This is a genomic window from Streptomyces sp. NPDC032472, assembly GCF_040636955.1.
Classification (GTDB): domain Bacteria; phylum Actinomycetota; class Actinomycetes; order Streptomycetales; family Streptomycetaceae; genus Streptomyces.
Map to the genome: position 1 here is coordinate 18,775 of NZ_JBEZVK010000052.1, position 26,909 is coordinate 45,683.

Annotated in this window: 22 protein-coding genes; 13 read left to right on the forward strand and 9 right to left on the reverse strand. The window is 73.3% G+C overall.

Going from position 1 to position 26,909, the window contains the following annotated elements; translation table 11 throughout:
* Nucleotides 1-17: 17 nt before the first annotated feature.
* The 4 genes from pheS (at nucleotide 18) to AB0F11_RS28085 (ending at nucleotide 6,197) form a co-directional block, all read left to right on the forward strand.
* Entirely contained in the window at nucleotides 18-1,148 is a 1,131-nt protein-coding gene (gene pheS, locus AB0F11_RS28070; RefSeq protein WP_362179297.1) for a phenylalanine--tRNA ligase subunit alpha, read from the forward strand.
* Nucleotides 1,148-3,676 carry a phenylalanine--tRNA ligase subunit beta gene (gene pheT / locus AB0F11_RS28075; RefSeq protein WP_362179300.1) on the forward strand — a complete coding sequence of 843 codons (2,529 nt, stop codon included), beginning with the start codon at nucleotides 1,148-1,150 and terminating at the stop codon, nucleotides 3,674-3,676. The genes pheS and pheT overlap by 1 nt, the downstream gene beginning before the upstream one ends.
* Nucleotides 3,677-4,273: 597 nt before the next feature.
* Nucleotides 4,274-5,614, forward strand: coding sequence for a transcriptional regulator (locus tag AB0F11_RS28080; protein ID WP_362179303.1), 1,341 nt, complete (start codon nucleotides 4,274-4,276; stop codon nucleotides 5,612-5,614).
* 52 nt (nucleotides 5,615-5,666) lie between these two features.
* Entirely contained in the window at nucleotides 5,667-6,197 is a 531-nt protein-coding gene (locus tag AB0F11_RS28085; protein ID WP_362179306.1) for an NUDIX domain-containing protein, read from the forward strand.
* On the opposite strand, the gene AB0F11_RS28090 is transcribed toward AB0F11_RS28085, so the two are convergent.
* Nucleotides 6,194-7,624 (reverse strand): acyltransferase, encoded by a 1,431-nt coding sequence (locus tag AB0F11_RS28090; protein ID WP_362179309.1) that lies wholly within the window; start codon nucleotides 7,622-7,624, stop codon nucleotides 6,194-6,196. The genes AB0F11_RS28085 and AB0F11_RS28090 overlap by 4 nt on opposite strands.
* 116 nt (nucleotides 7,625-7,740) lie before the next feature.
* Complete coding sequence (locus AB0F11_RS28095) at nucleotides 7,741-8,634, reverse strand: 3-hydroxybutyryl-CoA dehydrogenase (RefSeq protein ID WP_362179312.1); 894 nt, start codon at nucleotides 8,632-8,634, stop codon at nucleotides 7,741-7,743.
* Between the two features lie 155 nt (nucleotides 8,635-8,789).
* On the opposite strand from AB0F11_RS28095, the gene AB0F11_RS28100 reads away from it, so the two are divergent.
* Nucleotides 8,790-10,103: a family 10 glycosylhydrolase gene (locus AB0F11_RS28100; RefSeq protein ID WP_362179314.1), complete on the forward strand. Its 1,314-nt coding sequence runs from the start codon at nucleotides 8,790-8,792 to the stop codon at nucleotides 10,101-10,103.
* Between the two features lie 40 nt (nucleotides 10,104-10,143).
* Here the strand turns inward: AB0F11_RS28100 and AB0F11_RS28105 are convergent, their stop codons facing one another.
* Both AB0F11_RS28105 and AB0F11_RS28110 read right to left on the reverse strand, forming a co-directional pair.
* A complete protein-coding gene (locus tag AB0F11_RS28105) occupies nucleotides 10,144-10,341 on the reverse strand; it encodes a DUF1918 domain-containing protein (protein WP_362179317.1) in 198 nt (65 codons plus the stop codon).
* Between the two features lie 62 nt (nucleotides 10,342-10,403).
* On the reverse strand, nucleotides 10,404-11,405 hold the full coding sequence (locus AB0F11_RS28110; protein WP_362179320.1) for a DMT family transporter: 1,002 nt from the start codon (nucleotides 11,403-11,405) through the stop codon (nucleotides 10,404-10,406).
* On the opposite strand from AB0F11_RS28110, the gene AB0F11_RS28115 reads away from it, so the two are divergent.
* The 8 genes from AB0F11_RS28115 to AB0F11_RS28150 all read left to right on the forward strand — a co-directional run bounded on the left by AB0F11_RS28115 (nucleotide 11,404) and on the right by AB0F11_RS28150 (nucleotide 19,236).
* Complete coding sequence (locus AB0F11_RS28115; protein WP_362179323.1) at nucleotides 11,404-12,837, forward strand: PLP-dependent aminotransferase family protein; 1,434 nt, start codon at nucleotides 11,404-11,406, stop codon at nucleotides 12,835-12,837. The genes AB0F11_RS28110 and AB0F11_RS28115 overlap by 2 nt on opposite strands.
* Before the next feature lie 31 nt (nucleotides 12,838-12,868).
* Nucleotides 12,869-13,444 (forward strand): histidine phosphatase family protein, encoded by a 576-nt coding sequence (locus AB0F11_RS28120; protein ID WP_362179325.1) that lies wholly within the window; start codon nucleotides 12,869-12,871, stop codon nucleotides 13,442-13,444.
* A gap of 88 nt (nucleotides 13,445-13,532) precedes the next feature.
* On the forward strand, nucleotides 13,533-14,294 hold the full coding sequence (locus AB0F11_RS28125; protein WP_362179328.1) for an N-acetyltransferase: 762 nt from the start codon (nucleotides 13,533-13,535) through the stop codon (nucleotides 14,292-14,294).
* Nucleotides 14,295-14,339: 45 nt separating this feature from the next.
* Nucleotides 14,340-15,368, forward strand: coding sequence for an N-acetyl-gamma-glutamyl-phosphate reductase (gene argC / locus AB0F11_RS28130; RefSeq protein WP_362179331.1), 1,029 nt, complete (start codon nucleotides 14,340-14,342; stop codon nucleotides 15,366-15,368).
* Complete coding sequence (gene argJ, locus AB0F11_RS28135) at nucleotides 15,365-16,522, forward strand: bifunctional glutamate N-acetyltransferase/amino-acid acetyltransferase ArgJ (protein ID WP_362179334.1); 1,158 nt, start codon at nucleotides 15,365-15,367, stop codon at nucleotides 16,520-16,522. The genes argC and argJ overlap by 4 nt, the downstream gene beginning before the upstream one ends.
* Nucleotides 16,519-17,436 carry an acetylglutamate kinase gene (gene argB / locus AB0F11_RS28140; protein ID WP_362179336.1) on the forward strand — a complete coding sequence of 306 codons (918 nt, stop codon included), beginning with the start codon at nucleotides 16,519-16,521 and terminating at the stop codon, nucleotides 17,434-17,436. The genes argJ and argB overlap by 4 nt, the downstream gene beginning before the upstream one ends.
* On the forward strand, nucleotides 17,433-18,662 hold the full coding sequence (locus AB0F11_RS28145; protein ID WP_362179338.1) for an acetylornithine transaminase: 1,230 nt from the start codon (nucleotides 17,433-17,435) through the stop codon (nucleotides 18,660-18,662). The genes argB and AB0F11_RS28145 overlap by 4 nt, the downstream gene beginning before the upstream one ends.
* A gap of 7 nt (nucleotides 18,663-18,669) precedes the next feature.
* Nucleotides 18,670-19,236 (forward strand): arginine repressor, encoded by a 567-nt coding sequence (locus AB0F11_RS28150; RefSeq protein WP_362179340.1) that lies wholly within the window; start codon nucleotides 18,670-18,672, stop codon nucleotides 19,234-19,236.
* A 95-nt stretch (nucleotides 19,237-19,331) separates the two neighbouring features.
* Here AB0F11_RS28150 and AB0F11_RS28155 read toward each other — a convergent pair whose 3' ends face one another.
* From AB0F11_RS28155 to AB0F11_RS28175, 5 genes are all read right to left on the reverse strand, one after another.
* Nucleotides 19,332-19,943 carry a hypothetical protein gene (locus AB0F11_RS28155; RefSeq protein ID WP_362179343.1) on the reverse strand — a complete coding sequence of 204 codons (612 nt, stop codon included), beginning with the start codon at nucleotides 19,941-19,943 and terminating at the stop codon, nucleotides 19,332-19,334.
* On the reverse strand, nucleotides 19,940-20,299 hold the full coding sequence (locus AB0F11_RS28160; protein WP_362179346.1) for a hypothetical protein: 360 nt from the start codon (nucleotides 20,297-20,299) through the stop codon (nucleotides 19,940-19,942). The genes AB0F11_RS28155 and AB0F11_RS28160 overlap by 4 nt, the downstream gene beginning before the upstream one ends.
* Nucleotides 20,292-25,316 (reverse strand): caspase family protein, encoded by a 5,025-nt coding sequence (locus AB0F11_RS28165; protein WP_362179348.1) that lies wholly within the window; start codon nucleotides 25,314-25,316, stop codon nucleotides 20,292-20,294. The genes AB0F11_RS28160 and AB0F11_RS28165 overlap by 8 nt, the downstream gene beginning before the upstream one ends.
* A 74-nt stretch (nucleotides 25,317-25,390) precedes the next feature.
* Nucleotides 25,391-26,077 (reverse strand): L,D-transpeptidase family protein, encoded by a 687-nt coding sequence (locus tag AB0F11_RS28170; RefSeq protein WP_362179353.1) that lies wholly within the window; start codon nucleotides 26,075-26,077, stop codon nucleotides 25,391-25,393.
* 51 nt (nucleotides 26,078-26,128) lie between these two features.
* Nucleotides 26,129-26,710, reverse strand: a complete 582-nt coding sequence (locus tag AB0F11_RS28175; RefSeq protein WP_362179350.1) for a pyridoxamine 5'-phosphate oxidase family protein — start codon at nucleotides 26,708-26,710, stop codon at nucleotides 26,129-26,131.
* Nucleotides 26,711-26,909 lie beyond the last annotated feature (199 nt).

Sequence of the window (26,909 nt, forward strand, 5' to 3'; positions counted from 1 at the left end):
CGGAAGCACGGGAAGAGATGTCGGCACCGAACAAGTCGTACGACCCTGTTGAGGTCGAGGCACTGAAACCGGAAGAGATCGAGCGCATGCGGGACGAGGCGCTCGCCGCCTTCGCGGCCGCCGGCGACCTCGACGCACTGGCGCACGCGAAGACCGCCCACACCGGCGGCACCTCGCCGCTGGCCCTCGCCAACCGCGAGATCGGCGCGCTGCCCCCGCAGGCCAAGGCCGAGGCGGGCAAGCGCGTGGGCCAGGCCCGCGGCGCGGTGAACAAGGCGTTCGCGGAGCGCCTCGCCCAGCTCGAGGCCGAGCGCGACGAGCGCGTGCTCGTCGAGGAGGCGGTGGACGTCACCCTGCCGTACGACCGCGTCCCGGCCGGCGCCCGCCACCCCCTGACCACGCTGATGGACCGCATCGCGGACGTCTTCACGGCCATGGGGTACGAGGTCGCCGAGGGCCCCGAGGTCGAGGCGGAGTGGTTCAACTTCGACGCCCTCAACTTCACGCCCGACCACCCGGCCCGGCAGATGCAGGACACCTTCTTCGTCCAGGGCCCCAAGGGCGTCGAGGGCGACGAGTCCGGCGTCGTGCTGCGCACCCACACCTCGCCGGTGCAGGCCCGCTCGCTGCTGGAGCGCCGCGAGCCGCCCGTGTACGTCGTCTGCCCGGGCCGCGTCTACCGCACCGACGAGCTCGACGCCACGCACACCCCGGTCTTCCACCAGGTCGAGCTCCTCGCCGTCGACGAGGGCCTGACCATGGCCGACCTCAAGGGCACCATCGACCACATGGTCAAGGCGCTCTTCGGCGACGACGTCACCACCCGCCTGCGCCCGAACTTCTTCCCGTTCACCGAGCCGTCCGCCGAGATGGACATGCAGTGCTACGTGTGCCGCGGCGAGTCGGTGGGCAACCCCGAGCGCCCCTGCCGCACCTGCTCCAGCGAGGGCTGGATCGAGCTGGGCGGCTGCGGCATGGTCAACCCCAAGGTGCTCACCGCGTGCGGCGTGGACCCCGAGAAGTACAGCGGGTTCGCCTTCGGCTTCGGCATCGAGCGGATGCTGATGTTCCGGCACAACGTGGAAGACATGCGAGACATGGTCGAAGGCGACGTCCGGTTCACCCGGCCCTTCGGGATGGAGATCTGATGCGCGTCCCGCTTTCCTGGCTGCGGGAGTACGTCGACCTGCCTGCGGGCGAGACCGGTCGTGACGTCCAGGCCAAGCTCATCGACGCCGGTCTGGAGGTCGAGACCGTCGAGCAGCTCGGCGCCGACCTCACCGGCCCCTTCGTCGTCGGCCAGGTGCTGACCATCGAGGAGCTGACCGAGTTCAAGAAGCCGATCCGCTTCTGCACCGTCGACGTCGGCTCCGCCAACGGCACCGGCGAGCCGCAGGAGATCGTCTGCGGTGCCCGCAACTTCGCCGTCGGCGACAAGGTCGTCGTGGCGCTGCCCGGCGCCGTCCTGCCCGGCGACTTCGCGATCGCCGCCCGCAAGACGTACGGCAAGAACTCGCACGGCATGATCTGCTCCGGCGACGAGCTCGGCATGGGCGACGACGGCACGCACGGCATCATCGTGCTGCCGCCCGAGCACGAGGTCGGCACCGACGCCATCGAGCTGCTCGAGCTGCGCGACGAGGTCCTCGACATCGCCGTCACGCCCGACCGCGGCTACTGCCTGTCCCTGCGCGGCGTGGCCCGCGAGACCGCCACCGCGTACGGCCTGCCGCTGCGCGACCCGGCGCTGCTCGACGTGCCCGCCCCCAACTCCTACGGCTACCTCGTCAAGATCTCCGACCCGGTCGGCTGCGACCGCTTCACCGCGCGCACCGTCACGGGCCTGGACCCCGAGGCGAAGTCCCCGATCTGGCTCAAGCGCCGCCTCCAGAAGGCCGGCATGCGCCCGATCTCCCTCGCCGTGGACGTCACCAACTACGTGATGCTGGAGCTCGGCCAGCCCCTGCACGCGTACGACCGCTCCCGCCTCGACGGCGCCATCGGCGTCCGCCGGGCCGAGCAGGGCGAGAAGTTCACCACCCTCGACGGCGTCAAGCGCACCCTCGACGCCGAGGACCTGGTGATCACCGACAGCAGCGGGCCGATCGGCCTCGCCGGTGTCATGGGCGGCGCCAACACCGAGATCGCCGACTCCGTCACCGACCCCGAGACCGGCCAGGTCACGGGCACCACGGACGTCGTGATCGAGGCCGCGCACTTCGACCCGATCACGATCTCCCGAACCGCCCGCCGCCACAAGCTGTCCTCGGAGTCCTCCAAGCGCTTCGAGCGCGGCGTCGACCCGCAGGCCGCCTCCGCGGCCGCCCAGCGGACCGTCGACCTGCTCGTGCTGCTCGCCGGCGGCACCGCCGAGGCCGGCGTCACCGAGCTCACCGCCCCGGGCGCCCCGCGCACCATCGCCATGCGCGCGGACCACCCCGACAAGGTCGCCGGCGTCGCCTACGGCCGCGAGACCGTCGTGCGCCGCCTGCAGGAGGTCGGCTGCGACGTCTACGGCCAGGACGAGCTCGTCGTCACCGTCCCGTCGTGGCGGCCCGACCTCGCCGAGCCGAACGACCTCGCCGAAGAGGTCATCCGGCTCGAGGGGTACGCCAACCTGCCCTCCACCCTGCCCCAGGTGCCCTCCGGCCGCGGCCTCACCGCCCGTCAGCAGCTGCACCGCCGGGCCGGGCGGGCCCTGGCCGGCGCCGGCTACGTCGAGGCGCTGAACTACCCGTTCATCGGCGAGGGCGTCTTCGACCAGCTCCAGCTGGCCGGCGACGACGCCGCCCGCCGAGTGGTCAAGCTCGTCAACCCGCTCTCCGACGAGGAGCCGGCGCTGCGCACCACGCTGCTGCCGGGGCTGCTGGGCGCCCTGCGCCGCAACGACAGCCGCGGCAGCCACGACCTCGCCCTCTTCGAGACCGGCCTGGTCTTCCGGGCCGGCGAGGAGCCGGGCGTCGCGGTGCGGCTGCCCGTCGACCGCCGTCCCACCGACGAGGAGGTCGCCACGCTCGACGCCGCGCTGCCCGCGCAGCCGCGGTACGCCGCCGTCGTGCTGGCCGGGGCGCGCGAGCAGGCCGGCTGGTGGGGCAAGGGCCGTCCCGCCGACTGGGCGGACGCGGTCCAGGCCGCCCGCGCCCTGGCGGCCGAGGCCGGTGCCGAGCTGGTCGTCCGGCAGGGGCAGTACGGGCCGTGGCACCCGGGCCGGTGCGCCGAGCTGGTCGTCACCCTCGACGGCGTCGAGCAGGTCATCGGCCACGCCGGTGAGCTGCACCCGCGCGTCGTCAAGGCCCTGGGTCTGCCGGCCCGCACCAGCGCCATGGAGCTCGACCTGGACCGCCTGCAGGCGGCCGGCGGCGAGGCCGTGCAGGCGCCCCGGATCTCCACCTTCCCGGTGGCGACCCAGGACGTCGCGCTGATCGTCGACGCGTCGGTTCCGGCGGCGGACGTCGAGGCCGCCCTGCGCGAAGGCGCGGGCGAACTCCTCGAATCCCTGCGCCTGTTCGACGTCTTCACCGGCGACCAGGTGGGCGAGGGCAAGAAGTCCCTCGCCTACGCCCTGCGCTTCCGCGCGGCCGACCGGACGTTGAAGGTCGAGGAGTCCACGGCCGCCCGTGACGCGGCGGTGGCGCTGGCCGGCGACCGCACCGGCGCGGTCCTCCGCGGCGCGTAGCCGTACCCCCTTCGAGGGGCGCACCCCACCCGGGGCTGCGCCCCTCACTCATGTGCCCACCGGGCCCGCCCCTGCGGGGGGCCAGTCCCCTCCCCGCCCCTTCCCGAAACTGGGGCTCCGCCCCAGACCCCGTGCCTCAAACGTCGGCGGGGCTGATGGTCCGGGCGCAGCCCGGTTTCGGGAAGGGGCGGGGTGGGGAACGGCTCCGCGCAGCGGGAGCGTGGGAGCGCGCGCCGGGCCCCGGTGGGAGGGCCCGGCGCGCGGTCCGCCCGGCTCCCGGCCGGAACCCGGCGACCAACCGGGCCCCGGCGGAGCCGAGGCGCGTCGCCCGCCCGCCGTGGAGTGTCGGGCAGACAGCGGAACGGGCGACGCGGTGACGGGTCGTCGCACTGTACGAGGGGGAGCCGACGACCCGGGCTGCCTCTCTGGCGAGGCTCTTCAGTGAACCGCCCCCACCCCCCTCCCCGGCAGGGTGCGTATCGCATTTATGCGCGTACTCACTTCACACCCCGTGTGAATCCAACGGAGTTCACCCCCGCGCACCGCCCAGCCACTAGCCTGGGAGCGGGCCGGACCGAAGAGCCCTTGGAGGGGTCCATGCAGCCCAATGCCCTGCTCGACGCCCTCCTCGCCGAGGCGGGCATGTCCCGCGCCGGACTCGCCGCGCACGTGAACCAGGCGGGCAGGTCCCGAGGACTCGCACTGCGGTACGAACACACCGCCGTGACCCGGTGGTTGAAGGGGCAGCGCCCCCGCGGCCAGGTCCCGGACCTGATCTGCGAGGTGCTCGGCAGCCGGCTGCGCCGCCCGGTCTCCCTGGACGACGTCGGGCTCGGCCTGCCCGGCCAGGCCGCCGCCCCGCACGCCTCCCCGCTCAGCGGTTTCGTCGACCGGGCCGCCGCCCTGTGGCGCAGCGACGAGCAGGGCCGCTTCCCGCTGCTCACCGCGGAGGCCCTCACCGGCACCCCGGCGGTGATCCCGGTCTGGGAGTGGGAGAACCCGCCCGAGGACGCCGACGTCTCCCGGGACGGGCCCCGCCGGATCGGCCCCGAGCACATCGAGATCCTGCGGGCGGCCCGCGCGCACTACGAACTGATGTACCGCCGGGCCGGCGGAGTCGCCACCCGCGCCCGGATCGTCCGCTTCCTCGGCAGTGAGACCGCGCCGATGCTGCGCGGGAGCTACCCCGACGACCTGGGCCGCCGGCTGCACCGGGCCGCCGGCTCCCTGGTGGCGGTGGCGGGGATCTGCGCGTACGACTCCGACGCCCACGGCCTGGCCCAGCGCTACTTCCACCAGGCGCTGCGGCTCGCGAAGGCCAGCGGCGACCGCGGGCTCGGCGCGTACGTCATCGCCCTGCTCGTCAACCAGTCCCTGCACCTGCGCGAGCACCGCCAGGCCGTGGCCTTCGCCGAGGCGGCCCTGCGCGCCGCGGGCCGGCACACCACCCCGGCCCTGGCGGCCGACCTGTACGCGATGCAGGCCAAGGCGTACGCCCAACTAGGCGACCCCGCCGCCGCCTTGACCTGCATCCGGCACGCCGAGGCGGCCGCCGAGCGGATCTCGCCCGGCTCGGAGCCCGACGAGACCGGGTACGTCCAGCCCGGGCTGGTCAACGTACAGGTGGCGGAGGCCCTCCTGAGCCTCGGGGACCTGGACGCCGCGCACGAGCAGGCGACCGCCGCCGTCGGCACGCCCGCGCACGACCGCGGCCGGGTCCACCGGCTGGCCATGCTGTGCGAGATCCAGCTGCGCCAGGGCGAGGCGGACGGCGCCGTGGCGGCCGCGGCCGAAATGGCCGAGCGGGCCAAGGGGATGGAGTCGCTGCGGCTGCGGGACCGGCTGCGGGCGGTGCGCGAGCAGCTGCTGCACAGCGGGTGCTCCGGCGCGCAGGAGACCGCCCGGCTCATCGACGGGGCGCTGCGCGTTCCGCTGTGACACCTCCGCCTGCTGCCATGTTGCCACCGACGATCCGGAAGGCGGCAATACCGTGCAGTGGACGAACCTGAGTGAGCAGACCGTGTACAAGAACCGCTGGTTCGACGTGAACCTCGCCGATGTGGAACTCCCCGACGGCCGACACCTGGACCACTTCGTGATCCGGCTGCGCCCGGTCGCGGCCGCCACGGCCGTCAACGAGGCGAACGAGGTGCTGCTGCTGTGGCGGCACCGGTTCATCACCGACAGCTGGGGGTGGGAGCTGCCCGCCGGGGTGGTGGAGGACGGCGAGGAGACCGCTGCCGCCGCGGCCCGGGAGATGGAGGAGGAGTCCGGCTGGCGGCCCGGGCCCCTCCACCACCTGATGACGGTGGAGCCGTCGAACGGCCTCACCGATGCCCGCCACCACCTGTACTGGGCGGAGGGGGCCACGTACGTCGGCGACCCGGAGGACGGCTTCGAGTCCTCACGCCGCGAGTGGGTGCCGCTGAAACTCGTACCGGACATGATCGCCCGCGGCGAGGTCCCGGCCGCCAACATGGCGGCCGGCCTCCTGCTCCTGCACCACCTGCGCCTGGGCTAGCCGCCGTCCCGCGCAGTGGCGCCGACCCGGGCCGGCCCGTCCTCGCCGGCTCGCGGGGCGGGAACCGGCACGGCAGGGGCAGCCGGTGCGGCGGCCGGCCAACGGCGGGCCGCCGCCCGCTGGACCCGGCGGCCGAGGTTCTGCATCGGCAGCTCGACCAGGCGGTACATCAGGTGGCTCGCAGCCAGCACGACGGCGAGGAACAGCCCGGTCCAGACGAACTTGCCGAGCGTCGAAGACGGCAGCGGTGGCACTCCCACCAGCGGGCCGAGCATGCGCATCAGCGGGTAGTGCAGCAGGTACAGGGAGAAGCTGATCGCGCCGAGCCAGGTCAGCACCCGGGGGAAGCGGCGCTCCCGGAGCAGGAAGCCGAGCCCGAACACGATCCAGGCGGCCAGGTAGGCGGAGGACCAGGACATCCAGCCCGTCGTCCACGTGTGGTTCTCGAAGCCGCCCCGGTTGTACAGCCATCCGACCAGCGTGCCCGCGACGACCACGAACCCGATGGCGACGAGGGACGGGGTGCGCCTGCGCGTGGCGTGCTGCGCCCGGTACACGGCCGTCCCGGCGAACATCGTCGCGAAGATAGTCCAGGTTTCGTACCAGGGCGCCCGGCTGTTCAGCGTGACCAGCACCAGGCCGAGCCCGCCGAGCAGGACGGCGCCCGCCCTGGTGGGCCCCGGGCGGCCGCTGAGCACTCCGGCGAAGCCCGCGAGCACGACGGGAGTGACGATCAGCAGCAGCGGCCGTACCGAGCCGGGGCCCGGTGTCAGGAGGTGCTCCCCGACGGCCGTGCCGACCGCCAGGGCGAGGGCGGCGCAGCCGGCCGCGATGGGTGCGCTGTGCCGGTGCAGGCCGCGGGTGAACAGGGCGGTGACGAAGAAGTAGAAGACCATCTCGTAGCAGAGCGTCCAGCTGACGCTCATGCCGTTGACGACGCCGAGGAAGTCCTGGAGCAGCAGTCCGTTCGCCGTCACCGAGGCCGGGTCGTCGCTGGTGCGCAGGATCCGGATCGAGCCGTCACTGCCCGGCAGCATGAAGCTCGCGAAGGCCAGGGTGACGATCAGGGCCGGGTGGATCCGGAAGATCCGCCCGATCCAGAACCCCCGGACGTCGCCGCGGCGCTCGAGCGAGGCCGGGATGATGTAGCCGCTGACGATGAAGAACAGCATGACCCCGAAGAGGCCCATGTCGAAGTTCCGCCGTACGAACTCCCCGTGCGGCAGCATCTCCAGCAGGCCGAAGTGCTGCATCACCACGACCAGGGCGGCGAGGCCGCGCAGTGCGTCGAGCCAGCCGAGCCGGGAGCCCCGGGCGGCGGCCGGGGCCGGCGGGACGGCCGGGGACGGAGAGGCGGCCGGGGACGGAGAGGCAGCCGGAGCCCCGGTGGACGACGGCCGAGCGGGTGGGGGGATGCGGTTCTTCACGGAGGGACCCTAGCCGCACCCCGGCCGCCTCCTGAGCGTTCCAGGGCGACCGAGGTCCTTCTCACACCACAGCTCGCGCCGGTACGCGTCCCCCCGGCCCGGTCGAGCCCGGCCGCTCAGCCGTACGGGTAGAAGCCCGAGCCGGTCTTGCGGCCCAGGCGGCCCGCGTCGACCATCCGCTGGAGCAGCGGGGGAGCGGCGTACAGCGGCTCCTTGAACTCCGAGTACATCGAGTCGGCGATCGAGGCGATCGTGTCGAGGCCGATGAGGTCGGAGAGCTTCAGCGGGCCCATGGGGTGGGCGCAGCCGAACTCCATGCCGTTGTCGATGTCCTCGCGGCTCGCGATGCCGGACTCGAACATCCGGATCGCGGAGAGCAGGTAGGGGACGAGCAGGGCGTTGACCACGAAGCCGGACCGGTCCTGGGCGCGGATCGCGTGCTTGCCGAGCACGTTCTGCACCAGGGCCTCGGAGCGCTTGATGGTCTCCTCGCCCGTGGTCAGCGCCGGGATCAGCTCGACGAGCTTCTGCACCGGGGCCGGGTTGAAGAAGTGGATGCCGATGACCTGGTCGGGCCGCGAGGTCGCGACGGCCAGCTTGACCAGCGGGATCGAGGAGGTGTTGGAGGCGAGGATCGCGTCAGGGCGGGTGATCACCTGGTCGAGGACCTGGAAGATCTCCGTCTTGACCTGCTCGTTCTCGACGACGGCCTCGATGACGAGGTCGCGGTCGGCGAACTCGCCGAGGTCGGTGGTGAAGGTGAGCCGGGCCAGGGTGGCGTCCCGCTCCTCCTCGCTGATCTTGCCGCGCTCGGCGGCCTTCGTCAGGGAGTTGTGCAGCCGCGTCCGCCCGATCTCCAGAGCCTCGCCGGTGGTCTCGGCGACCTTCACCTCAAGACCGCTGCGGGCGCACACCTCGGCGATGCCCGCACCCATCTGGCCACAGCCCACTACGCCGACTCGGGTGATGTCGGAAGGGAGGTCAGTCACTTCGTGCCTTTCGCTGCTCATCCGTTGGCGGGTCCCCCGTTTGGAGCAGTGGTAACTGCGTTCCGGCGCCCGCCACGCCCCCCGACGTTACCCCCGACCCTGCCGTTGATGCGGGGCCGGGGCGGGCATGCTGACCCCACGCACCGCAATGTCACGCTACGGAACGGAGTCGTCACATGGCGCACATCGGACGACGGGGTCTGCTGGCTGGAGCCGCAGCGGCGCTGGCCGCCACGCCGGCGGCCCCGGCGGGCGCGACGGGGACCGCGGGGGCGGCGCGCGGGACGGGGGGCGCGGGGGCGACGGAGGAAGGGCCGGCCGGGGCGGAGGGGCGGCGGCCGGGCCACGGGCGCGGTGCCGTCGCCGCCGAGTTCCGCGGCATGTGGATCGCCTCGGTGGGGAACACCGACTGGCCCTCCGAGACCGGCCTGGACGCCGGGGAGCAGCGCGCCCAGCTGCTCGCCCTCCTCGACGCCGCCGTGCAGCGCCGGCTCAACGCTGTGGTCCTCCAGGTCCGGCCGACCGCCGACGCGATGTGGCCCGGCGCCCGCGAGCCCTGGTCGCAGTGGCTGACGGGGGAGCAGGGCCGGGACCCCGGCTGGGACCCGCTCGGCACCGCGGTCGCCGAAGCCCATGCCCGGGGGCTGGAACTGCACGCCTGGTTCAACCCGTACCGCATCGCCAACGACCACACCGATCCCATGGCGCTCGCACCCTCGCACCCGGCCCGGCGCAACCCCGACTGGACGGTCGCGTACGGCGGCAAGCTGTACTACAACCCGGGGCTGCCGGAGGTGCGGGCGTTCGTGCAGGAGGCCATGCTCGACGCGGTCTCCCGCCATGCGGTGGACGGGGTCCACTGGGACGACTACTTCTACCCGTACCCCGTCGAGGGCGAGGAGTTCGACGACGACGAGGCCTTCGAGCGCCACGGCGCCGGTTTCGCCTCGCGAGCCGACTGGCGCCGCAACAACACCGACACCCTGGTCCGCGAGATGTCCGCCCGCGTGCGGCAGATCCGGCCGGCGGCCCGGTTCGGCATCAGCCCCTTCGCGGTCTGGCGCAACAAGGACCGCGATCCGCTCGGCTCGGACACCCGGGCCGGCGTGGGCACGTACGACGACCTGTACGCCGATACCCGCACGTGGGTGAAGGAGCGCTGGATCGACTACGTCGCGCCGCAGGCGTACTGGCACATCGGCCACCCGGCCGCCGACTACGCGAAGATCGTCCCCTGGTGGGCGCAGACGGTGGCCGGCACCGGCGTGGACCTGTACGTGGGGGAGGCGCTGTACCGCTGCGACCGCAACAGCCCCGAGCCCGCCTGGCGCGACCCGGCCGAGCTGTCCCGGCACCTGGCCTTCGCCCGCGGATACGCCGAGGTCCGCGGCCACGTCTACTTCTCGGCGAAGCAGGTGGCCGCGGACCCCAACGGAGCCATGGCCCGGGTCGTTGCCGACCACTACCCGACGGCGGTGCCGCCGCGGTGACGCGATGGTGGCGCGATGAAGCGATGGATGAAGCGATGAGTCAGTGGCCGGGCTCCGCCGGGTGCCTCACCACGCAGTCGGGGCCCGGAGACATGACTGCCTCGTGGCCGTCCGGGAAACGGACCCGGTAGGGAGGGGTGCCGTTCTCGCCCAGTACCTGAGTGATCTCGCCGACCTTGTCGTGCTGCCCCACGACTCTGCCGTGCTGCACCAGCTGGTCGCCCTCGGTTGCGTGCATGTGTTGACCTCCTCGGAGGCGGTCTGGATCCGGTGACAGCAGTTTACGGCGATTCGCCCGGATTAAGCCCGCTGTGTCACGGCGATGCAGATCAGCACGCCGCAGGCGGCCAGCGGGGCGGCCGGCGTCAGGTGCTCGCCCAGCAGCCCGACCGACCACACCAGCGTCAGCAGCGGCTGCGCGAGCTGGAGCTGGCTGGCCCGCGGGGCGCCGATCTCCGCCATGCCCCGGTACCAGACGTACAGGCCGAGGAACGAGGAGCCGGCCGCCGCCCACACCAGGCCCGCGACGCCCTGCCCCGTCAGGTGCACCGGCTCGTACGCCAGCCCCACCGCCGAACCGGCCAGGCTGAGCGGCAGGCACAGCACCAGCGCCCAGCCGATGACCTGCCAACCGGGCAGCGTACGGGCGAGCCGCCCGCCCTCGGTGTACCCGGCCGCGCAGACCAGCAGCGCCCCGAAGAGGTAGAGGTCGCCCAGCGACAGGGCGCCGCCGCTCTGCGCCAGCGTGAAGCCGAGGACGACGGCCGCGCCGGCCACGGCCGCGCACCAGAACCGGCGCGAGGGCCGGGCCCCGGTGCGCAGCGCGGAGACGGCGGCGGTGGTGAGCGGCAGCAGCCCGACCACGACGGCGGCGTGCGAGGTGGTGGAGGTGGTCAGCGCCAGCGTGGTGAGCAGCGGGAAGCCGACGACCACGCCGAGGGCCACCACCGCCAGGCCCGCCCAGTGCTCGCGGGCGGGCAGCGCGACCCGACCGGCGAGCAGGAAGGCGCCCGCGATCAGGGCGGCGAGCACGCTGCGCACGGCGACGAACGACCAGGGGCCGAAGCTGTGCAGGCCCCAGGCGGTGGAGGGGAAGGTCAGCGAGAACGCGACGACGCCGGCGAAGGCGAGCGCGGTGCCGCCGCCGAGGGCGCTGCCGATGCGGCCGCGGCCGGCGGAGCGCGCGGCTCCGGCGTCGGCCGGCAGGGCGGTCCCGGTGTCGGCCGGCAGGGCGGTCCGGGCGCCCCCGCGAGGGGTGACCGCTATCGTGGTGGAGCCGGTAGCGCTATTCTGTGCTGTCATGCAAGAGCGTAGCAGTGTGGCGGAGTTGGCGGCTTCCCTGAGGTCCGAACTGAACCGCTACTCCATTGGTGGAAAGCTGCCGTCGAGTCGGGCCCTCGTCGAGCGCTACCGGGTCAGCCCCGTCACGGTCTCCCGCGCCCTCGCCCAGCTCGCCGCCGAGGGGCTCGTCGTCACCCGGCCCGGCGCCGGCGCGTACCGGGCCCGGCCGCGCACCGCGGAGCCCGCGCCCGGCGACACCTCCTGGCAGGAGGTCGCCCTCAGCGCGGAGGGCGCCGGCGAGGTGGTGCCCCGCTCCGTCGACGCCTCCGGGGTGCTGAAGTCCCTCGCCGCGCCGCCGCCCGGCGTCATCGAGCTCAACGGCGGCTACCTGCACCCCTCGCTCCAGCCCGAGCGGGCCATGGCCGCCGCCCTGGCCCGGGCCGGACGGCGCCCCGGGGCCTGGGGCCGGCCGCCCATGGAGGGCCTGACCGAGCTGCGCGACTGGTTCGCCCGCGAGATCGGCGGCTCCGTCACCGCCGCCGACGTGCTGGTCGCCGCGGGCGGGCAGAGCGCCCTGACCACCGCCCTGCGCGCATTGGCCCCGCCCGGGGCGCCGGTCCTGGTGGAGTCCCCGACCTACCCCGGGCTGCTGGCCATCGCCCGCGCCTCCGGCTGCCGGCCCGTGCCGGTCCCGGTGGACGCCGAGGGGGTCCGGCCGGAGCTCCTGGCCGCCGCCTTCGACGCCACCGGCGCGCGGGTGTTCGTATGCCAGCCGCTGTTCCAGAACCCGACCGGCGCCGTCCTCGCCCCCGCCCGGCGGACCGAGGTGCTGCGGATCGCCCGAGCCGCCGGGGCCTTCGTCATCGAGGACGACTACGCCCGCGCCCTCGCCCACGAGGACGCCGGGCCACTGCCCGCGACCCTGGCCGCCGAGGACCACGACGGGGTCGTCGTCCACGTCCGCTCCCTGACCAAGGCCACCTCGCCCAGCCTGCGCGTGGGCGCGCTCGCCGCCCGCGGCCCGGTCCTCGACCGGCTGCGCGCCATCCAGGTCGTCGACAGCTTCTTCGTGCCCCGCCCGCTGCAGGAGGCCGCCCTCGAACTGGTCGGCGCCCCGGCCTGGCCGCGCCACCTGCGCACCGTCGCCGCCGAACTGCGCCACCGCCGCGACGTGCTCGCCGGCGCCCTGCGCCGCGGACTGCCGGCCCTGCGGCTGCCCCATCTGCCCAGCGGCGGCTACCAGCTGTGGGTGCAACTGGCCGAGGGGGCCGACGACACCGACTTCACCGCGGCCGCCCTGCGAGCCGGCGTCGCGGTCACCCCGGGCCGCCCGTACTTCTGCGCCGAGCCGCCGGCCGCGTACGTGCGCATCGGCTTCGCCGGGGTCTCCGGCGCGGTCGAGCTCGGCGAGGCCGTGCAGCGGCTGCGCAGCGGACTCGGTCCGGACGCTTGACCCCATGCGGCACGCGGCTCACCATCGCCGCATGAACGTTCGGGTTTCGCTCGTCGCCGCAGCCCGTGGATGCTCCCTGCTCGCCGAGCGCTTCGACGACGACCGCCCGCCGGACCCGGCGGGCTGGCGCGCCCTGGAGTCCGCCGCGCACGGCCTCGTGCCCCTGGGCGCCGCCGCACTGCGCTACTGCTCGCCCGGCCCGCGCAGCCGGGCCACCGGCCGTGCCCTCGGCTACGCCCCGCTCGCCCAGCCCGCGCTGCGCGAGTGCGACATGGGCCGCTGGCGGGGCCTGACCCTGGCCGAGGTGGCGGCCCGCGAACCGCGGGCGGTCGAGCTCTGGCTCGCCGACCCGCTCGCCACCCCGCACGGCGGTGAATCCCTCCTCGCCTTCATCGCCCGCATCGGCGGCTGGCTCGACACCCGGCCCGCGGACGACGGCGGCGCCATCGTCGCCGTCGCCGAGCCCTCGGTCATCCGGGCGGCCCTGGTGTACGCGCTGCAGGCTGCCCCGCAGACGTACTGGAACCTCGACGTCCGCCCGCTGTCCACGGTCACCCTGACCGGCTGGTCGGGCCGCTGGCACCTCTCGCTCCAGGCCCCGGCCTAAACGGCTGGGGTGCCCCGGCCTAAACCGCTGGAGATGCCCCGGTCTAAACCGCTGGAGTGTCCTCCTCCACCCGCCCTAACCTGCGGTCATGACCGCACTGAAGATCACCACCATCGCGCAGCGCCCCGAACTCGCCGACCGCCTGTGGGACATGGCCGACTCCTGGCCCGCCTTCTCTCAGCACGACTCGCTGGCCTGGCTGCTCTACCCGCGGATGGTTGCCGAGCTGCCGGAGTACGTCCTGATCGCCACCGAGGGCGACACCGTCGTGGCCCGCGGCTTCAGCGTCCCCTTCGCCCAGCACGCTCCCGGCCGCGACGGGGTGCTGCCCGCCCGCGGCTGGGACCAGGTCCTGATGTGGGCCTTCTCCGACCTGCGGCGCGGCGTCGCGCCCGACACGGTCAGCGCGATCGAGATCAGCGTCGACACCGCCCGCCAGGGCGAGGGCCTGTCCGGGCTGATGCTGGCCGCGATGCGGGACAACGCCCGGGAGCGCGGCTTCGCCGAGGTCGTCGCCCCGGTCCGCCCCAGCGGCAAGCCGGCCGAGCCGGACACCCCGATACGGGAGTACGCGTACCGCACCCGCGAGGACGGCCTGCCGCACGACTCCTGGCTGCGGGTCCACGTCCGCGCGGGCGGGGTGATCGACTCGGTGGCTCCGCTGTCGATGACGATCACCGGCTCCCTCGCCGACTGGCGCACCTGGACGGGCCTGCCCTTCGACACCGCCGGGCCGGTGCACGTCCCCGGCGCGCTGACCCCGGTCCACTGCGACCCCGAGCAGGGCTATGCGGCGTACGTCGAGCCGAACGTATGGGTACGGCACCCCATCACCCAGTCGATTGCATAAAACTGCAGCGGTACGTATAGTCATGCCATCGAAGAGGAGGGTCCGATGGTGGTACGTGTAGCGGTGGCCGGAGCGAGCGGATACGCAGGCGGAGAACTCCTGCGCCTGCTCCTGGCCCACCCCGAAGTGGAGATCGGCGCGCTGACCGGGCACTCCAACGCCGGACAGCTCCTCGGCTCCCTCCAGCCGCACCTCCTGCCGCTCGCCGGCCGGACCCTGGAGGCGACGACGCCCGAGGCCCTCGCCGGCCACGACGTCGTCTTCCTCGCCCTGCCCCACGGGCAGTCCGCGGCCGTCGCCGCCGAACTCGGCGACGAGGTCCTCGTCGTCGACATGGGCGCCGACCACCGGCTGAAGGACTCCGCCGACTGGGACGCGTTCTACGGCGCCCCCCACGCCGGCACCTGGCCCTACGGGCTGCCCGAGCTGCCCGGAGGCCGCGCCGCGCTGGAGGGGTCCAAGCGCATCGCGGTCCCCGGGTGCTTCCCCACCGCGGTCTCGCTCGCGCTCTACCCGGCGTACGCGGCCCGGCTCGCCGAGCCCGAGGCCGTCATCGTCGCCGCCACCGGCACCTCCGGCGCAGGCAAGGCCCTCAAGCCCCACCTGCTCGGCTCCGAGGTCATGGGGAACGTCAGCCCGTACGGGGTGGGCGGCGTGCACCGGCACACCCCCGAGATGGTCCAGAACCTCTCGCCGATCGCCGGGCAGCGCGTCTGCGTCTCCTTCACCCCGACCCTGGTCCCCATGCCGCGCGGCATCCTCGCCACCTGCTCGGCCAAGGCCCTGCCCGGCACCACCGCGGAGGCGGTGCGCGCCGCGTACGAAAAGGCGTACGCGGACGAGCCGTTCGTCCACGTCCTGCCCGAGGGCCAGTGGCCCGCGACCGCATCCGTCCACGGTTCCAACGCCGTTCAGATCCAGGTCGCCCACGACGAGGCGGCGCAGCGGATCATCGCGATCAGCGCCATCGACAACCTCACCAAGGGCACCGCCGGCGGCGCGGTGCAGAGCATGAACATCGCCCTGGGTCTCCCGGAGAGCCTGGGTCTTTCCTCGATCGGAGTCGCACCGTGAGTGTCACGGCAGCACAGGGATTCACCGCGGCGGGCATCGCCGCGGGAATCAAGGACAACGGCAACCCGGACCTGGCCCTCGTGGTCAACAACGGGCCCCGCCTGGCCGCAGCGGGCGTCTTCACCTCCAACCGCGTCAAGGCCGCACCCGTCCTGTGGTCCGAGCAGGTCCTGCGCGGCGGCGCCGTGAGCGCGGTCGTCCTCAACTCCGGCGGCGCCAACGCCTGCACCGGCCCCCGCGGCTTCCAGGACACCCACGCCACCGCCGAGAAGGTCGCCGAGGCCCTCGGCGGCGAGCACAACGCCGGCGAGGTCGCCGTCGCCTCCACCGGCCTGATCGGCGTCCTGCTCCCCATGGACAAGCTGCTGCCCGGCGTCGACACCGCCGTCGCCGCGCTCAGCGAGGACGGCGGCGAGGCCGCCGCCATCGCCATCAAGACCACCGACACCGTCCACAAGACCGCCACGGCCAGCCAGGACGGCTGGACCGTCGGCGGCATGGCCAAGGGCGCCGGCATGCTCGCCCCCGGCCTCGCCACCATGCTCGTCGTCCTCACCACCGACGCCGACCTCGACAGCGCCACCCTCGACAAGGCGCTGCGCTCCGCCACCCGCACCACCTTCGACCGCGTCGACTCCGACGGCTGCATGTCCACCAACGACACCGTGCTGCTGCTCGCCTCCGGCGCCTCCGGACTGGTCCCGTCGTACGAGGCCTTCGCCGAGGCCGTCCGCACCGTCTGCGAGGACCTCGCCCGGCAGCTGATCGGCGACGCCGAGGGCTCCACCAAGGACATCCGCATCGAGGTCATCGGCGCAGCCACCGAGCAGGACGCGGTCGAGGTCGGCCGGTCCATCGCCCGCAACAACCTCCTCAAGTGCGCGATCCACGGCGAGGACCCCAACTGGGGCCGGGTCCTCTCCGCCATCGGCACCACCCGGGCCGCCTTCGACCCGGACCGGCTCAACGTCGCCATCAACGGCGTCTGGGTCTGCAAGAACGGCGCCGTCGGCGAGGACCGCGACCTGGTCTCCATGAAGGACCGCGAGGTCCGCATCACCGCAGACCTGGCCAGCGGCACCGAGTCCGCCGTGATCTGGGCCAACGACCTGACCGCCGAATACGTCCACGAGAACAGCGCGTACGCGTCATGAGCGACCACACCCCCGCCCGCAAGCACACCGCCCTGCCCAAGGCGCAGATCCTCATCGAGGCCCTGCCCTGGCTCACACGGCACAACGGCAAGACCGTCGTCATCAAGTTCGGCGGCAACGCCATGGTCGACGACGCCCTCAAGGCCGCCTTCGCCCAGGACGTCGTCTTCCTGCGCCAGGCCGGCCTCAAGCCGGTCGTGGTCCACGGCGGCGGCCCCCAGATCAACGCCCAGCTCGACAAGCAGGGCCTGGTCAGCGAGTTCAAGGCCGGCCTGCGGGTCACCACCCCGGAAGCCATGGACGTCGTACGCATGGTCCTGGCGGGCCAGGTCCAGCGCGAGCTGGTCGGTCTGCTCAACCAGCACGGGCCGCTCGCCGTCGGCCTGACCGGCGAGGACGCCCACACCATCACCGCCACCAAGCACACCCCGCAGATCGACGGCGAGCTCGTCGACATCGGCCGGGTGGGCGAGATCACCGCCATCGACACCGGAGCCATCGAGGCCCTGATGGCGGACGGCCGGATCCCCGTCATCTCCTCCATCGCCCGCAGCGCCGACGACGGACACGTCTACAACGTCAACGCCGACACCGCCGCAGCGGCGCTGGCCGCAGCCCTCGGCGCCGAGACGCTGATGGTCCTCACCGACGTCGAGGGCCTGTACGCGGACTGGCCGAACAGCGACGAGGTCATCAGCCGCCTCACGGTCAGCGAGCTGGAGAAGCTGCTGCCCGAGCTGTCCAGCGGCATGGTGCCCAAGATGCAGGGCTGCCTGCACGCCGTCCGCGGCGGCGTCAGCACCGCCCGCGTGATCGACGGGCGCGTCCCGCACTCGATCCTGCTGGAGATCTTCACGGACGAGGGCATCGGCACGATGGTCGTGCCCGACGCACAGGGAGGGGAACAGCAGTGACCGACACCGACACCGGTACGTACGGCACCACCGGAAACGAGACGTACGCGGCCCGCTGGCAGGGCGCACTGACCGACAACTACGGCACGCCCGCGGTGGCCCTCGTACGCGGCGAAGGCGCCCAGGTCTGGGACGCCGACGGCAAGCAGTACACCGACTTCGTCGGCGGCATCGCCGTCAACGCCCTCGGCCACGCCCACCCCGCGATCGTCGCCGCCGTGACCGGCCAGATCTCCACCCTCGGCCACGTCTCCAACCTCTACGCCTCCGAGCCCGTCCTCGCCCTCGGCGAGCGGCTGCTGCAGCTCTTCGGCCGCCCCGGCCGGATTTTCTTCTGCAACTCCGGAGCCGAGGCCGTCGAGGCCGCCTTCAAGATCGGCCGGCTGACCGGGCGGACCCACATGGTCGCCACCGACGGCGGCTTCCACGGCCGCACCATGGGCGCCCTCGCCCTCACCGGCCAGCCCAAGAAGCAGGCCCCCTTCCTCCCGCTGCCCGGCGACGTCACGCACGTCCCGTACGGCGACGCCGACGCCCTGCGCGCCGCCGTCACCGAGGAGACCGCCCTCGTCGTCATCGAGCCGATCCAGGGCGAGAACGGCGTCGTCGTCCCGCCCGCCGGTTACCTCAAGGCCGCCCGCGAGATCACTCGGGCCACCGGCACCCTCCTGGTCCTGGACGAGGTCCAGACCGGCATCGGGCGGTGCGGCCACTGGTTCGAGCACCAGGCCCACGAGGGCGTCGACCCCGACCTCGTCACGCTCGCGAAGGGCCTCGGCGGTGGCCTGCCGATCGGCGCCGTGGCCGCCTTCGGCCCCGCCGCCGACCTCCTCCGGCCCGGCCAGCACGGCACCACCTTCGGCGGCAACCCCGTCGCCTGCGCCGCCGGACTCGCCGTCATCGACACCATCGCCGCCGACGGCCTGCTCGACCGCGTCAAGGCGCGCGGCGAGCGGCTGCGCTCCGGAATCGAGGCCACCGGGCACCCTCTGGTCTCCCATGTCCGTGGGGAGGGCCTTCTCCTGGGTATCGTGCTGACCGGGCCGCACGCACCGCAGGTGCAGCAGGCGGCCCAGGACGCCGGCTTCCTGGTCAACGCGCCCGCCCCCGACGTCGTACGGCTGATGCCCCCGTACGTGCTCACCGAGGCCGAGGCGGACGCGTTCGTCCAGGCGCTGCCAGGCATCCTCGACGCAGCCAACGGGGACGGACGAACCGGGGAATGAGAAGACGATGAGCCAGGCGCAGGACAACGAGCGCTGGGGGTCCCCCCAGGCGGCGGAACCCGGGGGCGGACCCGCCGTTCCCCAGACCCGCACCGCCCGCCACCGCCGGATCGTGGACATCCTCAACCGGCAGCCGGTCCGCTCCCAGAGCCAGCTGGCCAAGCTGCTCGCCGACGACGGGCTGAGCGTCACCCAGGCGACGCTCTCCCGCGACCTCGACGAGCTCGGCGCGGTGAAGATCCGCAACACCGGCGGCGAACTCATCTACGCGGTGCCCAGCGAGGGCGGCTTCCGCACCCCGCAGGCCCCGCTGGGCGAGTCCGCCAAGGAGGAGCGCATGCGGCGCCTCTCCGGCGAACTGCTGATCTCGGCGGAGGCCTCCGCGAACCTCGTCGTCCTGCGCACCCCGCCGGGCGCGGCCCAGTTCCTCGCCTCCGCCATCGACCAGGCCGAACTGCACGCGGTCCTCGGCACCATCGCCGGCGACGACACCCTGATGCTGATCAGCCGCGACCCCAAGGGCGGCCAGGCCCTGGCCGACCACCTCCTGCGGCTGGCCCAGAAGGAAACCTGACGGATCCGGGCGACGGCAGGCCGGGCAGCGGGATCCACGGATCACGGATCAACGGATCACGGATCGCGCTGCCCGGACCGGCTACCCGTAGCCGGTCACTCGCAGGCCTGTACGGGCACGGCACTCACCAGCCGTCCCACCGGCAGCGCATGGCGGGTCTTCACCGCCCCCTTGCCGGCCGTGACCACCACCTCCTGCGGCCCGACCCGTACCAGCTCCCCGCAGACCTCCGCCGTATCGGTGGTCACCCGCACCAGATTCCGGGCCGGCGGCTCCGACAGGGTCCACAGCACCACCAGGGCCCCGGCCGCCAGCGCCACCCCGGCCACACAGCACACCGCCGCCCAGCGCAGCGACCGGGTGACCCGTACGACCTCCCGCTCGGTCCAGCGGCGCAGCGCCTGCCCCGCCAGCAGGATGTCCTCGCCGGGCCGCCCGTGCGCCGCGCGCGCCGCGAGCAGCAGCCCCGCCAGCAACAGCACGTACGCCGCCACCACCATCACCGTCGCGCCCACCCGCACGGCCGGCCCGGCACCCGCCAGGGAGTCCGGCCCCTTGACCACGGTCAACACGGCCAACAGCCCGGTCAGGCCCGTGAGCCCGGTACGCCACCCCTCGGCCTGCCGACGCAGCGGCCCGATCTGCTGGAACTCCAACTCCCGCGCCAGCTCGGCCCAACGGCGATCGGAACGGCCGCTGCCGCTCACGGGGCGGCCCCGATCCGCCAACTCGCCCCGCAGCCGATGAACACGGCCTCGGCGGGCAGCCCGGGATGGGCATGCCCGCACTCACAGAAGTGCACCTCGGAGCGCAGGGGCCCCTCGGACTCGGCAGACCGGCTCCTGGCCCCGCCGAGCCAGCTGCGGAGCCCCTTGGTCCCGAGCCCGGGCATGCCGTAGCGGTACACCGTGACGGTCGCACCGGCGCAGCGGGGGCACGTACCGCTCAGGGTGGTGGAGTTGCCGCCCGGGTCGGGGGTGGTGGTGAACCCGCCGGCAGCCACGTCACCGAGAGAGGTCTCGGCGTAGGCGAGGGACACGTCGTGCGGGGCGGGGTCAGTCATCGCTCGCTGCTTCCTGCGTCGGGTCGGGAAGTTTCAGCCCGAACATCTCCGCGTAGAGGGCCAGCCGCTCCCGGACCCAGGCCGCGTCCTCGCCCACCGCCCGGGCGGCGACCGCGAGCTGCTCGGCGCCCACCGTGCCGTGCAGGGCGGGCAGCAGCCCGTCGCAGTGCACGGACAGCACGATCAGGTCCTGCCACAGCGGCAGCACGTCCGGCACGGAGTCGATCACGGCCGCGGGGCCGGGGTCGAGCGGCACGTACGGGGCGATGCGCCGCCAGGTGGTACTGACCGGCTCCCCGAGCCGCCCGGCGGCACTGACGACGTCGAGGGGGACGCGGGGACCGCTGGGGTCCGAGACCCGGTGGTCCTCGCCCAGGGCGACCGCGTCCTGTACGTATGGCACGGAGTCGGGGAGGGCATCGAGCGCAGCTGCGTCGAGGACCGGGACGAGGGCTCCCAGGGCGCGGAAGGGACTGAGCCGCAGATAGGCCTCTGCCGGAGGCAGGTAGCGCTCCCGGGCGTACTCGATCAGGCCCACGGCAGTGAGCGGCATCCAGCAGGGAGGCTCCTGCCACTCGCCGTCCGAGTCGTCGGCGAAGCCGGGGTCGATGAGCGCCCGGCGCTCGTCGGGCCCCGGAGCGGCCTCGGCCAGGGGCTTGGGCAGCGGCGGAACCCGCAGGCCCAGGGAGGCGGCCAGACGCCGGGCGGTCTTCCAGGTGGTGCCGAGCGACTCCTCCATTTCCACCGCCGCCGCGAAGAGCACGTCCGCCGTCGGCAGCACCGGATAGTCGGCTCCCGGCCAGGACAGGTCCCGGCCGGTGAACACCTGCTTATCACCCCGGCGCATCGTGTCCCAGGCCCCGACGAGCTCGTCGCCTTCGCTGACCTTCACTCCGGCAGTGCGCAGCTCGTCCATGACCTGCGCCAACTCGATCCCGGAGGTCTCGTCGGGACGGGCAGAGGCGAGATCGCGGAGGCTGATGCCGTCCTCCAACCTGAGGCCCTCGGCGTGTGCGATCGCGGCGAACGAGCCGGTCACCTGATCCGGGACCAGCCCGTCGGCTCCGGAGTCCAAGGCATGGCGCCGTTCGAAGGTCAGCCCGACCAGCTCGGTCGCGGCGGCGAGGTAGTCCTCGGCCTCGCCGAGCGGAACCCCGTGCTCCTGGGCGAAGCACAGGGTCGCCGCCCAGGCCAGGGCCAGCCGACCTTCTGCGTCGTGGTGCGTGAAGCGGATGAGGAAAGAGCGCAGTTCGTGCGGCAGCCCGAGCCACCGGCTGACGGTGTCGGCGCTGTAGGCCGGCCAGCCGAGCCAGGCGAAACGCGTGAGGGTGTCCGCTACTTCGTGGAGGTCGACCTTCATCCTTTCGGCGACGCGCGCCACTTCCCACGGCCAGGTGAGCGGCCTCCAGGAGCCTTGGAAGTCCGGGGTGTACAACGTGACGAGCTCCATGGCCGTACAGGTGTGCTCGCCATGGTGCGCCGGCACGGCCGGCAGAGGCACGGGCAGGATGCCGGCGTAGCGCCGGCACCGCTCCACCAGCTCGCCCAGGGCTACCCGTGTGTTGGCGGAGACGCGCGCCAGGCCGCGCAAGTCATCGGGCGCATGCGGGTACCACTGCACATCGTGGCTGCTGCCGTGGGACCTGGCGCCCATACCGGCCAGGCCTTGTGTGATGCTGCGGTCACGTAGGTCGGGAACCCAGTCGGGATCCGTGAGCGCGCTGTCCGGCGGAGCGGCGAAGGCCGGGCTGGTGATGCGCAGTGCACGCACGACGCGGATGATCTCGGAGACGGGTTTGCCCTGTTCGAACGCCGTATTGAGCAGGACCCGCCAGTCTCCGACTTCGGCCGAAGGCAGGACGCTCCACCCCGGAGCGGGAACCGGGTGTCCGGCGATCGAAGCCGGCGGGGCCTTCCGCGCCCACATCCCACGTCCCCGATGTCCCAGGGCGGCCGCGCGCCACGGGCCGACCAGTCCACCCCTGTCGTGGCTCACCGGCCGTTCGCCCACCGAGGAATCGAGCGTGAAGTAGCCGACCTGGTCCAAGGAGACCAGTTCACTCCGTTCCGAGTCGGGCCGGACCGGTAGTTGGAGCTTCCTGCCCCTCAGGAACCGCCACAGAAGCTCGGCGCACTCCAGACTCTCCTTCTCGATCCTCCACAGCCAGTCCATGGCCAGTCCCTGCCAGGACTCCAGGGCCGGGGCTCCCTGCTGCCACGTTTGCGCTTCCCAGCCGTGGTCGTAGCTCTGGAGCTTGGTACGGCTCACGCTCAGCTTCCCGGCATGAGCCCCCGTCAGGTTGAGCACGTATCCGAAGGGCTCAGTGCCGGTGCGCACCCCGTCGCAGACCACGGCGCCCTTGCCCTCCACCCACCACAGGGTGCCCGTCACGGCCTCCACAGCCGACTTTCCACCCGCCACACCGGTCAGCTTGCCGGGCTTCCACGTGTGCGAAAGTCCCGGGATGTCCTCGGCGGTCAACGCGAACTCGCTGATCAGCACCCACGACTTCAACACGCTCACGCACGACAGACCCGCCACAGAGTCCCGCAGATGCAGCCGGACCCGTGTCCCCCCGTCCGGCAGCGCGTCCTCGCCCGGCTCGTCGTACTCCTGGATGCGGAACAGGCTGCCGCTGCTGGAGATGTGCACCAGCAGGGCCTTGGGCGCCACTGTGCCGTCCGGGCCCACCGGCCGGGTGACGATCGTCATCTCGTCGGCCAGCATGAAGTAGCTGAACACCCCGATCCCGAACCGGCTGTTCGGGTACAGCCGCAGCGAGCGGTCGTGCCGCAGCCACGCCTCCTGCTCCCGCCGGAAGGCCCGGGACTGCTCGAAGCGGCGGCCCGCCTTCGTGAACGTGCTCTTCAGCTGCTCCACGCCCATGCCGACTCCGGTGTCCCGGCACTCGACGTAGCGCCCCCGTTCGTCCTCGCCCTGCACGAACGAGATCCGGCCCTCCCACGCGCGCGGCTCCTGCCCCCGTCCCCGCAGGTACCGCCACCGCATGGCCCGGTACCGGCAGGCGTCCATCGCGTTCTGGTACAGCTCGCGCAGCGCCAGCTCCGGCCTGCCGTCGTACAGCCGCTCGCCCATCAGCAGCTCCCGCACCTCCGTCTGCGCCAGCTGGAACCGCAGCAGCGGCACGTCGTACGCGCGCCGGCCGAGCCGCGACTCCAGCGGCCGCAGCCGGCGGTCGGTGACGCGCGCCGGCACCCCCGCCAGCAGCTCCGCGTCCGCCGCCGGCAGCCGCTGCGCGGCCTCCGCGACCGCGCAGGCCAGCTCGTCGGCGCGCTCCACGGCCCCCGCGAGGGCGGCATGGATCGCCGGATGCGGGCAGACGGCGTCCAGGTGCAGCGCCTCGTCCTCCCGGTACCAGCCGGCATCGTGCAGGGCGGCCACGACATCCTGCGGCAGCACCCCGTCCGGCACCGCCAGGTGCTCGGCGACCACGTCCGGCAGGGCGCGGACGTCGAGCGAGAGGACCGCCGCGAGGTGGAGCAGTACGGCCAGCGGGCGCACCCGGACCGACTGCGAACCCGGCCCCGGCCCGAGCCGCACGCGTACCTCCCGCCGACCGGTCTCCTCCAGGGGCGGGCCCAGCAACACGGCCGAGGCGATCTCCTGCACGGCGTCGGCGAGCTCGCCGACCCGGGCGCCACCCGTCTGCGGATCGCCCAGCAGGGCCGCGGCGAACGGCTCCACGAACCCGGGCGCGATGGCGTGCTCGTCCGTCTCGAACTGCTCGGTGATCCACCGGTGCACCAGCCACAGCGAGACGTTGCGCGCATCGGCGTCGGAGCCGCGGACCAGGCTGTCGGTGACCTTCCGCGCGATGTGCCGGTGGCTCTCCGCCACCTGCTCGTAGTGCCGCCGCCGCGCGTCGCCCTCCTCCTGCACGGACACCCGCAGCGGGCGGCTCTCCCGGGCCGCGCTCAGCCGGTTCGCCCAGGCCGCCTCGTGCAGGAACGGCGCCGCCACCAGCACCGCCGCCTCGACCGCCGACAGGGCCGCCCCTTCGGGCAGCAGCAGCGGGAGTACGCGGCCCAGCAGCCGCACCGGGAAATCGTCGTCCGCCCAGGGGTCCGGCAGCCGCCGCTGCGCCTGGTCGACCGTACGGGCACTGTCGTCGAGCAGCTGCTCCACCACGGCCCGGAACCGGTCGCGGTCGGTGCTCTGCGCCGCCGGAACCAGGTCCCACAGCGGGCAGTCGCGGGCCGCCGCCCGCCAGGACTCGAGCAGGTGCCGGCCCGAGCAGATGACGGTCGCAGCGGTCTCCGGGGCCAGGTCGTTCCCGTAGCGCACCGTGGGCTGCTGGACCAGGCCGTGGGAACGGGCCGCCTTGGCGGTCCAGGCGGCCGCGGCGGCGAACACCTCCGCCACCGTCCGCGCCGAGGTCAAGGGCCGTAACGCCTCGGCGAGGCCGAGGCTGAAGAAGCTGCCCTCCTCGGTGTGGCCGCTGACCTGGCCGGCCGCGCAGCCCGTCATCAGGGCGAACCGCCCCGCCGGGGGACCGGCGACGATCCGGCTCCCCAGCCAGGCCGCCGCGTCGCCGGACATCGGGGAGCGGCAGGCGTCGACGGTCCACAGGACGGTGGCCGCGCGGCAGCCGTCGAGGTAGCGGCTGATGTCGGCGGGCACGAGGCTCTCGACGACGTGCGGTCGGCTCCAGCCGTCGCCGCCACTGTCCTCGTCTGCGCGGCCACCCGAGCCCACCGGGGCGGCGGCGTCGTGCGGGACGAGGTAGTCCACGTCCGCGATGCGGACGCCGTGCCCGGTGAAGTGCACCAGCAGCGTGCCGCCCTCGGGGACCTCCTGCGCGGCCGCGGATATCCGGGAGGTGATGTCCCTGCGGGTCGCCTCCTGCAGCACCTCCACCTCGTACTCGGACGCGCGCAGCGAGGAGGCCAGCGCCCGCAGGTCGGCGGCGACCGGCTTCTCCAGCGAGGCGAAGTGGCCGCCGGCCTCGGGAGTCGTACCGACCCCGATCAGCAGGGCCTTGCGCGTGTGGTCCATCTCCCGTACCTCCCCGGTGCTCCCTCAGGGATGATCGCACCCGGGGAGGGGCGGGGAAGGCGGGTCTGCGAAGGTCAGTAGCGGGTGATGGCCAGGTCGCCCTCGGTCGTGCCGATGGCGATGTGGGGGTGGAGGCGGGGGTCGGCCCAGCGGAGGATCTCGCGCATCGCGTCCTGCGGGACCGAGACGCACCCGGCCGTCGCCCCCTTGCCGTTGACGTGCAGGAAGATGCCCGCGCCACGGCCGCGTACCGGCTGGTCGTAGTTGAAGGCGATGACCAGGGCGTGCGCGTACTGCGTCCCGTACGTCACCAGGTGCTCGGACTCGCCCGGCGCGCAGTCCGCGGGCAGGGGCTCCACCCAGCGGTTGTAGCTCGCCGACGCGTTGTCCTGGCACCACCAGGACTCCTTCGTCACCCGGCGGTAGTCGTAGTGCGTACCGACGGGGGCGCGGCGGATCCCGAAGGCGTACGGGAGCTCGAAGAGGCCGGCCGGCGTGGTGTTCGTGCCCTGGACGCGGGTCGACCCCTCCGTCAGGCCCTTCGCGCCGAAGCGGGCTTCGGCGCTGCCCTTCTCGTACCACTGGCCCGCCCAGTTCTCCCACCAGGTCACCCGCCCCGTGGTGGAGCCGGGCGCGGGCGCGACGGCGGTGATCAGCTGGCTCCCGCCGCCCGTGTCGGCGAGAAGCGCCGGAAGGGACGGGGGCAGGGGCAAGGACGAGGACGAGGACGGGGACGGCGGCGCAGACCAGTGCGGGAGCAGGCTGGTGACGATCAGTGAGCCGGTGACGAGAGCGGTACGCAGCAGCACATGTCAGACGGTACGCGGAGGGAGGGGCAGAGGCAGCGCAGGCAGGCCGTCGACACTCACCCCGATGAAGTCCTTCTTCTCGCAGTACTCGGCGAACTCCTCGTCCGTCTTGCGGCCGAGGAACTCCGCGTGGAGGGTGCGTTCGCCCTGGTACTCCATGAAGGGGACGGCGTACCCGCACACGTCGGCGATCCGCTTCGCGTGCACGACGATGACGGCCCGCGCCCCGGGCCCGTCCGCCTCGGTGAACAGTCCGATGAGCTCGGCCCAGCGCGGGTCGTCGCGGAAGACGGCCTCGGCCTCGCCGTGGATGCGGACGATGTTGGGCGGACCGGTGAACGCGCACCACATGAGGGTGATCCGGCCGTTCTCACGGACGTGCGCGATCGTTTCCGCGCCGCTCCCGCCGAAGTCGAGGTAGGCGAGGGTCTCCTCGTCGATGACGACGAGGGTCCCCTTGCGGCCCTTGGGGGACAGGTTGATGTGACCGTCCGCCGCGAGGGGGGCGGTCGCGGTGAAGAAGATCGGCTGCTCTTCGATGAACGCACGGAGGCGGGTGTCTATCCGGTCGTGAAGCTTTCCCATGAGGGTCAGTATCTGGGGGGTGTCAAGGAGTTGGGGAGGGGGAGTAGGGCGGGGGCTTGGGCTCGGGCGGGGTCGGAGGACCGGCGGCCGTGACAGGAAGGGCAGGGATCTCCTGCACCAGGATCAGGGAGGTGGCCGGGGGCGGTCCGCCAGTCCAGTGTCAGCACGGGACGGGGCGGGCCCTCAAGGGCGCTCCCTA

Bases quoted from the DNA above. Each gene is read 5' to 3' on its own strand.
- pheT (WP_362179300.1), top strand. From the start codon at position 1,148: ATGCGCGTCCCGCTTTCCTGGCTGCGGGAGTACGTCGACCTGCCTGCG.
- AB0F11_RS28160 (WP_362179346.1), bottom strand. From the start codon at position 20,299: ATGACTGACCCCGCCCCGCACGACGTGTCCCTCGCCTACGCCGAGACC.
- pheS (WP_362179297.1), top strand. From the start codon at position 18: ATGTCGGCACCGAACAAGTCGTACGACCCTGTTGAGGTCGAGGCACTG.
- AB0F11_RS28175 (WP_362179350.1), bottom strand. From the start codon at position 26,710: ATGGGAAAGCTTCACGACCGGATAGACACCCGCCTCCGTGCGTTCATC.
- argC (WP_362179331.1), top strand. From the start codon at position 14,340: ATGGTGGTACGTGTAGCGGTGGCCGGAGCGAGCGGATACGCAGGCGGA.
- AB0F11_RS28110 (WP_362179320.1), bottom strand. From the start codon at position 11,405: ATGACAGCACAGAATAGCGCTACCGGCTCCACCACGATAGCGGTCACC.
- AB0F11_RS28165 (WP_362179348.1), bottom strand. From the start codon at position 25,316: ATGGACCACACGCGCAAGGCCCTGCTGATCGGGGTCGGTACGACTCCC.
- AB0F11_RS28100 (WP_362179314.1), top strand. From the start codon at position 8,790: ATGGCGCACATCGGACGACGGGGTCTGCTGGCTGGAGCCGCAGCGGCG.
- AB0F11_RS28105 (WP_362179317.1), bottom strand. From the start codon at position 10,341: ATGCACGCAACCGAGGGCGACCAGCTGGTGCAGCACGGCAGAGTCGTG.
- AB0F11_RS28095 (WP_362179312.1), bottom strand. From the start codon at position 8,634: ATGAGCAGCGAAAGGCACGAAGTGACTGACCTCCCTTCCGACATCACC.
- AB0F11_RS28125 (WP_362179328.1), top strand. From the start codon at position 13,533: ATGACCGCACTGAAGATCACCACCATCGCGCAGCGCCCCGAACTCGCC.
- AB0F11_RS28080 (WP_362179303.1), top strand. From the start codon at position 4,274: ATGCAGCCCAATGCCCTGCTCGACGCCCTCCTCGCCGAGGCGGGCATG.
- AB0F11_RS28115 (WP_362179323.1), top strand. From the start codon at position 11,404: ATGCAAGAGCGTAGCAGTGTGGCGGAGTTGGCGGCTTCCCTGAGGTCC.
- AB0F11_RS28150 (WP_362179340.1), top strand. From the start codon at position 18,670: ATGAGCCAGGCGCAGGACAACGAGCGCTGGGGGTCCCCCCAGGCGGCG.
- argB (WP_362179336.1), top strand. From the start codon at position 16,519: ATGAGCGACCACACCCCCGCCCGCAAGCACACCGCCCTGCCCAAGGCG.
- AB0F11_RS28120 (WP_362179325.1), top strand. From the start codon at position 12,869: ATGAACGTTCGGGTTTCGCTCGTCGCCGCAGCCCGTGGATGCTCCCTG.